This window comes from Vreelandella sp. 2A-K22, from assembly GCF_054065485.1.
The window spans coordinates 36,026-43,232 of sequence record NZ_JBSUGC010000024.1 but is presented as its reverse complement, the minus strand read 5'-3'; the positions used below and the strand labels follow the sequence as shown (position 1 = coordinate 43,232).

At 57.3% G+C, this 7,207-nt stretch carries 6 protein-coding genes; 4 read left to right on the top strand and 2 right to left on the bottom strand.

The genetic code is table 11. The features are described 5' to 3' along the window. Nucleotides 1–94: IS3 family transposase (locus ACW17M_RS23165; RefSeq protein ID WP_161463789.1), on the top strand; the 94-nt coding region annotated here is incomplete at its 5' end. A gap of 66 nt (nt 95–160) precedes the next feature. Here ACW17M_RS23165 and ACW17M_RS23160 read toward each other — a convergent pair. Both ACW17M_RS23160 and ACW17M_RS23155 read right to left on the bottom strand, forming a co-directional pair. Then, the gene (locus ACW17M_RS23160) at nt 161–1,627 is read right to left on the bottom strand and encodes an aminoacyl-histidine dipeptidase (protein WP_457548176.1); all 1,467 of its coding nucleotides are present in this window, start codon (nt 1,625–1,627) and stop codon (nt 161–163) included. A gap of 27 nt (nt 1,628–1,654) precedes the next feature. Continuing rightward, a complete protein-coding gene (locus ACW17M_RS23155) occupies nt 1,655–3,742 on the bottom strand; it encodes a tRNA(Met) cytidine acetyltransferase TmcA (protein ID WP_457548177.1) in 2,088 nt (695 codons plus the stop codon). A 434-nt stretch (nt 3,743–4,176) separates the two neighbouring features. Between ACW17M_RS23155 and dctP the strand changes: the two genes are divergently transcribed. From dctP to ACW17M_RS23140, 3 genes are all read left to right on the top strand, one after another. Next, entirely contained in the window at nt 4,177–5,280 is a 1,104-nt protein-coding gene (gene dctP, locus ACW17M_RS23150; protein ID WP_009288576.1) for a TRAP transporter substrate-binding protein DctP, read from the top strand. Nucleotides 5,281–5,345: 65 nt separating this feature from the next. After that, complete coding sequence (locus ACW17M_RS23145; RefSeq protein WP_138799844.1) at nt 5,346–5,849, top strand: TRAP transporter small permease subunit; 504 nt, start codon at nt 5,346–5,348, stop codon at nt 5,847–5,849. Further along, entirely contained in the window at nt 5,846–7,183 is a 1,338-nt protein-coding gene (locus ACW17M_RS23140; protein ID WP_009288578.1) for a TRAP transporter large permease, read from the top strand. Before ACW17M_RS23145 ends, ACW17M_RS23140 begins: the two co-directional genes overlap by 4 nt. The last annotated feature ends 24 nt before the right edge of the window (nt 7,184–7,207 follow it).

Below are 7,207 nucleotides of genomic sequence, written 5' to 3'. Positions count from 1 at the left end.
GCACTATATCCATTACTACAATCACGAGCGGATTAAGACCAAATTAAAAGGCCTGAGTCCGGTGCAGTACCGAAATCAGGCCTTGGCTGCTTAGTTTTTCACTGTCCAAGTTTATGGGGTCAGTTCATCTAGGTGCCGTTTTTATATTCGCGTAGGAGAACTAGCGCTGATCGGCAAGATCTTCAATCAGCGCCCGCAGCATTGACCAAAACTCCTCCACAGAGGCGATCTCTACCCGCTCATCCGGCGAATGGGCGCCGCGAATCAGCGGGCCAAAAGAGATCATATCCAAATGCGGGTATTTGCCGCCAAGAATGCCGCACTCGAGCCCGGCATGAATCACCTTCACCTCCGGCTCACGGCCCAGCAGCGCCGCATGGCGGGCTTTAAAGGTCGCTAGAAGCTCGCCATTCGGATTCGGCGCCCAACCTGGGTAGCTGTTCTCAACTTTTACCCGTGCGCCGATCAATCCAAACAGCGCTTGAAAGCGATCCCCCATGGCCACCACCGCACTGTCGTGGAGTGAGCGTACCAGTGCGCAGAGATGTAACCGGCCATTTTCCAGGCTTAGCACGCCCAGGTTATTGGAGGTTTCCACTACGCCTGGCACATCCGCGCTCATCCGCTCGACGCCACAGGGGGCAGCGTGAAGCGCGGCCAGCAGCATAACGCTGGCGTCCAAGGTTAGCGGCTCCGCGTCGGGTATCTCAGTCAGACGTTGGGCGCTAATTTTAAGGCCGCTGTCGCCACTGCCTAACTCTCTTAACAGAATCGTTTCCAGCCCGGCGATAGACACCATGGCTGCATCCACTTCATCGGCGGGCAGTGCCACCTGGGCAAAGGCTTCCCGGGGAATCGCATTGCGCAAGGTGCCGCCTTGGTAGCTAATCAAGCGCGCATCAAACGCCTCAAGGGAGCGCAGCACTCTAACCAACAACCGGTTGGCGTTACCCAGCGGCTTATGGATATCCGCGCCGGAGTGGCCACCCTTCAGGCCGGTCAAGACGATTTCGATCACCCGCTCGTGGTCGCCAGCGGCGGCACTGGGCAGTTGGGCATCGACTTCAACGTCGGCCCCGCCCGCACAGCCAATATAGACCTGCCCCCGATCTTCGCTATCCAGGTTGAGTAGCAGCGAACCTTCGAGCCAATTTTCAGCCAGGTTCAGAGCGCCGCCCATGGAGGTCTCTTCTTCCAAGGTGAATAGCGCTTCCAACGGCCCGTGGCGTAAATCAGGGTCTTCCAGCACGGCGAGAATCGCCGCCACGCCCAATCCGTTGTCTGCGCCCAAAGTGGTGCCATCGGCGTGCAGCCAGCCGTCGGCCACATAGGTACTGATCGGGTCGCGGGTAAAGTCGTGAGCATGATCGCTGTTGGCCTGGGCCACCATGTCCAGGTGGCCCTGGAGTACCACGCCGGGCGCCTGTTCGCAGCCGGGAGAGGCTGGCTTAAGCAGGCGTAAATTACCGAAGGTATCCCGGTCGTGGGCGAGGCCTTGGGCATCGGCCCAGCTTTCGAGGGTAGCGACGAGTGCCGCCTCATGCCCAGAGGGGCGCGGCGTATTACAAAGCGTTCGAAAGTGGCGCCAAACCAAGGAGGGCTCAAGCGCGTCAAGATGTGCGTTCATAAAGACTCTTCGTTATCGGTAACCGATCTACTTTACCTCAATGAGGCTGTTGACAGCGAGGCGCAGGGATTTCACTGCGTCGTTATGAGCATCCGCCAGAGCGATATTTTGGAACGCCCAGGCAGATAATTGTTGATGTGCCTGCTGTTGTGTCTCAGTTAAAGCGCGGTGGCTGGCTACGCGGGCCAAGGCTTGCAGAGCCGAGCGGGCAAGAGCGGGGTCGCGATGGGCGGTCGCTACGTCCTCGATATCCTGCCACTCGCGGTCACTCAGTGGCATACTTGGCATTTGAGCGAGCAGCACTACGAGCACTGCTGCGGGTAGCGCCTTGAGTTCAAAAGCCAGCAGAGCTGGGAGCGCCGTCTGGAAGCGCTCACTAAGATCAGCAAGCACCGCCTCGCCCTCTGAATTCAACGCTTTGGCCACCATAACAGCGAACTCCCCGGTGGATGTCTCCCGAGTAATCCCTAAGCGTACCGGCGTAAAACCCAGCGCCAGCCAAAAGCGCAGCAGTGACGCTTCAGCGCCGAAGGTCGCGCCATAAAGTGCAGCACCTTGCTGCTTGGCAGCGTCCATATCCTCGCCTAGTAACGCTTGCCCCAAGCCTTGGCGTCGCCGCTCGGGGTGGGTAGCGATACGTACCACTCGACGCCAGCGGGCAGTCAATGCCTCACGGCTACCGGCATGGGTTGCCAACGATTGCGCCAACAAATGCCCCTGGGGACGTCGTTCACCGCGGGCGACCCGGTCGGCAAGAGTGGCCTCAAAGCCGCCCTCTTCACGGGTGACCAACACCGCTTGAGGTTCACCTGCCTGCTCAATCATGCGTAGCTGAGCACCCGGGCTGTCAAGCAGTTGGCGCAGGTCATTGGGAGAGGTGCGGTAGTGCGACTGTACCAGCAGCCCAAACAGCTTCTCCAACATAGCGTCTTGATGGGCGAGGCGAGCTCGATCAATCACCTTGGTTGCCACTGCGCTGCCATCCGTCTGAGCGCTGGGCAGCGGTGCTTTTAACAACAGCAGTTGATTGACCAGAGCTTCCAACGGGTCGCCGCTGCGCCAGCGGATCGGTGCGTTAAGCGTTAGCGCTTTCCACTGGGGCGTCAGGCGATCAAGGGTCGCGCGAAAGCGCAAGGCGAAGCCTCTTCCCGACCCCTCATAGCCGTGCACCGTAGTGGCAAAAGCAATACGCGGAAAGACCGCGAGCCACTGGCCCAACAGTGCAGCGGGAATCGCCGCCGCCTCATCGACCATTAGATAACTGCCATCACCGCCCTGCTGCTGAGCGTTAACCTGCTCGGTGAGCACATCCGGGGGTAAAAACATCAGTTCGCTGCCCTCGGCCAATACAAAGTGGCCGGTAGCGACACGACGGCCATCCGGGCAGAGTTCCGCTACCCGCTCGAACACGCTCTCCACCGCACTCAGCCGCGGCGCGGTGAGCACTACTCGTTGGGCTTTGTGGGTCAGCAGCCGAGCACAGGCAATGCCCAGCGCGGCGCTTTTGCCGCGCCCACGATCAGCGGTTATTACCAACGGGCGGCGGCGCTTTAAGCCAACCAGCTGTGTCACTGCGTAGGCTTGGTCTGAAGTCAGGCAGTCGCTATCGCCACTTGCGGCTTCATCTGCTTTGCGCACAGGCAGTCGAGGTAGATACAGCGTCTGGTCAGCGCGCCAGCGCACTACCTGAGACGAGGCCTGCAACTGGCGCGCTAAGCGCGCCGGGTAGTGGCAGCTCAGCTCTGACCAGCGCCAGGGATGATCAGCAAAACGTGCGTAGTCTGGATCCGGTGACTCTCCCCACGGCTGCGGGGTGAGCAATACCAGCAAACCACCGGCGGTGAGCGTTCCCGCCAGCGCCCCCAAGGCTTCGGGATCAAACCCGGTGCGGTGGGTGTCGAGCACTACCAACTGGTGTTCTGCGCCCAGGCGCGTGCGCGCCTTGCGTGGCGACAGGTGTTCGCCCCCCACCCATAACGGCGCACTCCAGGGGTGGGCTTGCCATAAAGCCTGCGCAATGGATTGGCACTGCTCGGCATCGCCGCTTAGCCACACAAGCTGGCGCCAGCGGCGTCGGGCCAAACGCTGCGCATGATGAACCAACGCCGCCACCATCCGCGCTTGCGGTTTATTCTCTAGCACATGGATATTTAACAAATGATTTCCTGCTCCAGCGCGACTGCTTCCCATCACGTTACCCTATTAAGTGTGTAAGTGCGCCGCTGAGCCTCTTATGGAGCGCTTATGCTACAACTTTGGTTGAACAATTTAACTCCTTTCAACGTTCTTGAGCGACGCAACTACTCATCTCGACGCTTAAAAAACAACATAACTATTTGTTTTAATTAAACCAACAGGGTTTTCCCATAAAAACCAACGGCTGAAATCTCTTACATTACTGATATTGCACTGCAGCGGGGTTGTTGTGCTAATTTAGCTCTGCAGCGCTAAAACCCATGTTTACGTAAACGTAACCCAGCAGCGCTGCACTTTCCTGCATTCAGTTACCCAACACTAATAACGCCACGCGCCAAACCAGGAAATACACCATGAAAACAATGAACAAATTTGCCCTCACCGGCCTTGCCGCTGGTATTGCCTTCGCTGCCTTAACGACCACCGCCCAAGCACAAGAAGAGTGGACAATGACCAGCACCTGGCCGGAAAACCTTGACCTGATCAAGATTGACCAGCACTGGGTGGAACTGGTCAATCAATTGGCGGGAGAAGAGCTACAGATCAATTTCCGCGCAGGCGGTACGCTGATGCCCGGCACAGAAGTATTTGACGCCACCGAAACGGGCAGCATTGAAGCCGCAGGCGACTGGCCGGGCTATTGGGCCGGCTTGAACCCCGCTTTTTCACCACTGGCCACGACCACCAGCCTGTTTAATGGCGTTGATTACCTTAACTGGATTCAGCAGTGGGGCGGCCGCGAGCTGTACGAAGAGATCTACGGCCAGTTCAACATGGTTTATCTGCCTTACGGCATTACCAACAATGAGTCGGGCTTTATGGGCCGCACCCCGATTGAAAGCATTGCCGACCTGGAAGGCAAGCGTCTGCGCCTTTCGGGCCGCGACCAGGGCCGCGTACTCGAAGAGCTGGGCGGCTCGCAAGTCACTCTGGCGGGTGGTGAAGTCTACCAAGCCATTGAACGCGGCGTTATCGATGCGGGTGAATTCTCCACCCCTGGCGTTGATTTCAATGCCGGTTTTGCCGAAGTGGCGGACTACTGGGCAACCCCCGGTTGGCACCAGTCTGCCAGCGTATTTGGCGTAATGATCAATAAAGACGCCTGGGATGCCCTCTCAGAAGAGACCCAAGAGACTCTGCGTATTGCGGCGGATGCCACCATGGCATGGTCACTGGCCTGGTCTGAGCGCCAGTCGACCGAAGCCACACAGAAGTTTATCGACGCGGGCGTCACGATCAATCAGTTCTCTGAAGAAGATTTGGCGCGCATTCAGGAAGTCACCAACGAGGTGATTCTGCGCGGTGCTTGCGAATCTGCTGACCACGCCAAGGTCTACCAGTCGATGATTGCCTACCTTGAGCACTACGCGACCTGGCGCGATGTTTCCGCTCCTTTCAACATGAGTCGCGTGATGGATAACCTGCCCTCACTGGAAGAGATCGAAGCCTGCCTGTAAGGCGCTTCTGTGCCGCCTTGGTGTTTGCCAGGGCGGTTTTTTTGTGCTGACCGCGGAGATCTTCCATGAATGCGATTGCCAAGGCGATCGATGCCATCAATGAAGCTTTTGGGCGTGTCATCGCTCCATTGATTGCCATCATTACCCTGATTGTTCTTTACGATATTGCGTCACGTTTTCTGTTTGGGCGCCCTAGCGACTGGGCATTTGACGTGACCAAAATGCTGTTTGGCGCCCACTTTATGCTAATGGCGGCCTATGGGCTCAAACATCATGCCCACGTGGAAGTCGATATATTAAAACGTCTGCTGTCGCGCAAAAAGCAAGCAGTGCTTGAAGTGCTTGGTTACCTGATTTTCTTTGTCCCCTTTATCTGGATGCTGATCACCCTGGGCTGGAGCTTCTTTGAACGCGCCTGGAGCCGCGGTGAAACCACCTATGGCATGGTCTCAATCCCGGTCTACCCGATCAAAGGGGTGATTGTGGTGGCCGCTATCCTGATTCTGCTGCAGGCAATTGCCATTGTGCTGCGTGCCATCATGCAGCTTCGTGAGGAGGCATCAGCATGAACCTAAGTCCTGAAGTACTCACGCTGGTGATGTTTGGCGGCCTGATGGTGGGGCTGTTTATGGGCCACCCGTTGGCGTTTGTGCTAGGCGGTGTAGCCGTTATCGGTGCCTTTCTTGGCCCCGGCGAGCGCATTCTCGGCACCCTGATCAACAATATTTTCGGTAACGCCATGGATAACTATGTCCTGGTCGCGATACCGCTATTCATATTGATGGCGAGGTTCTTAAACGACTCTGGTGTTACTGAGAAGATGTTTGACGCCATGCGCCTATTGCTGGCCAACCTGCGCGGTGGCTTGGCGCTTACCGTGGTCATTGTGTCGGTGCTGCTAGCGGCTACCACCGGTATTGTTGGCGCTTCAATTGCGGTAATGGGCATGATTGCCCTGGTGCCGATGCTCAAGTATGGCTACAACAAAGAGCTGAGCGCAGGCGTTATTATGGCCAGCGGTTGCTTAGGCATCTTGATTCCGCCCAGCATCATGCTCATTCTGATGGCCAGCTACTCACCGGTTTCCGTGGGCGCACTGTTTGCTGGCGCGCTGATTCCCGGCCTGCTACTTGGGGTCATGTATGCACTCTACGTACTGATCATCTGCTACATCAAACCGCACTATGGCCCTAAGGTACCAGCCGAAGAACGCGCCGAAGTCAGCACTAAACAACTGCTGATCATGCTGGCCAAGTATGTGCTTCCCCCCATGTCGTTGATCCTGGGCGTGCTGGGCGCGTTATTTACCGGCGTCGCCACCGCCACTGAAGCATCCGCTATCGGCGTCTTTATCGCCTTTATCCTGTTTATGATCTTCGGCGACCGCAAAATCAGCACCTGCTTCTGGACGATGATAGAGGCGGGCAAGACCACCACCATGGTCATGCTGGTACTCGTCGGTGCCACGGCCTTTACCGGTGTGTTCTCGCGTGGTGGCGGCATGACCGTGATTAGCGACCTTGTGCTGGCAATGCCTGGCGGCACCATTGGGGCACTGATCCTGATGCTGTTCCTGGTATTTATCCTGGGCATGTTCCTGGATTGGACCGGCATCGTACTACTGAGCTTCCCGATCATGCTGCCCATCGTCGAAACCATGGGCGTGGATATGCTCTGGTTCGTGGTGATGGTGGCGGTAGTACTGCAGACATCGTTCCTGACCCCGCCCTTTGGCTATGCGCTGTTCTACTTAAAAGGCGTGGCACCACCTGGGGTCGAAATCGTCGATCTGTACAAAGCGGTCGTGCCTTTCGTCGCCTTGATTCTGCTGGCTTGTACGCTAATGGCGTTCTTCCCATGGTTGATTACCGGCCTGCCTAGAATGCTGTTGGGCGGTTACTAGGCCCTCTGAACTTAAAGCTTAACG